Raw genomic sequence first — 1,086 nt, 5'->3', positions numbered from 1 at the left:
GATTTCGCCGCCGGCGTCGTAGACCCGGACGCTCAGCTCCGGGCAGCCGAGATGGGTACGCCAGGCGTTCCACTCGGCACGATCACCGACGCTCACGTTGCTCGACGCCGGGCACGTGCACCTCTCCGGGGACGACCGCGCCGGCTGCGACGCGGTGGTGTCCGCGTTGCTGCTGCGGGCCGTCGGCCGTGCCGACCCCGGGGTGGTACGACTGGTCGGGTACGACCCGGACCAGCTCGGCGGCGGCCTGGCCGGGTTCGCCCCGTTGGGCACGGCGGGGCTGCTCACCTTCGTCGGCCCGGGCGGGCTGGGCCCGCTGCTCGACGACCTGGTGGAGCAGATCCGCCGAATCAACGAGACGGTCCTCGCCGGTGAGTACGCGTCGCTGCGCGAACTGGCGGCGGCGACCGGCCGACGGCCCGAGCCGTGGCGGGTGGCGGTGCTGCTCGGCGGGGAGGAGCTGAACCGGCACGAGCGCGGGCAACTGGACCGGGTGGTGCGGGCCGGCGCCGCCTGCGGCGTACACCTGGTGGTGCACGGTGTGCCGTTGCCGGAGGATCCGACGGTGACCCGGGTGGTGGCCGGCGTGTCCGGCGCGCGGATCGGCGGCTCGGCCGGGCTGCCGGTCCGGCTGGACCCACCGCCGCCGGCGGCGCTGGTCACCGAGACCTGCCGGGACGTCGCCGCCCGGGTGAACGCGGGCCCGCCGCCGACTCCTTTCACCGACCTGCTGCCCCCGGCCGAGCTGATGTGGCGGGAGGACTCCGCCGACGGGCTGACCGCGCCGATCGGTGAGGGCCCACAGGGTCGGCCGGTGCGGCTGACGCTCGGCGACTACCCACCGCACGCGCTGATCGGCGGGCCGTCCGGCACCGGCAAGACCAACCTGATCTTCGCGTGGATCGGCGCGTTGGCGGCCCGCTACTCCCCCGCCGAGCTGGAGTTCTACCTGCTGGACTTCAAGGAGGGGGTCTCCTTCGCACGGTTCGCGTACTGGGCGACGTGCACGGTGGAGCCGGCGAGCAGTGCATGGACCTGCTGGCCGAGATCACGCGCGAGGCTACGGACGAGGCCGACGCCGATCGT

Annotated in this window: 1 pseudogene; it reads left to right on the top strand. The window is 74.4% G+C overall.

Annotation, left to right across the window (positions count from 1 at the left end):
• Window positions 1-97 precede the first annotated feature (97 nt).
• A pseudogene (locus ABZ749_RS35585) lies at window positions 98-991 on the top strand (FtsK/SpoIIIE domain-containing protein); the annotation flags it as partial.
• Between the last annotated feature and the right edge of the window lie 95 nt (window positions 992-1,086).

This window comes from Micromonospora sp. NPDC047753 (assembly GCF_040642735.1).
Taxonomy (GTDB): domain Bacteria; phylum Actinomycetota; class Actinomycetes; order Mycobacteriales; family Micromonosporaceae; genus Micromonospora.
Note: the sequence above shows the minus strand (reverse complement) of the source record. Positions and strands in the feature narration are given on the sequence as shown.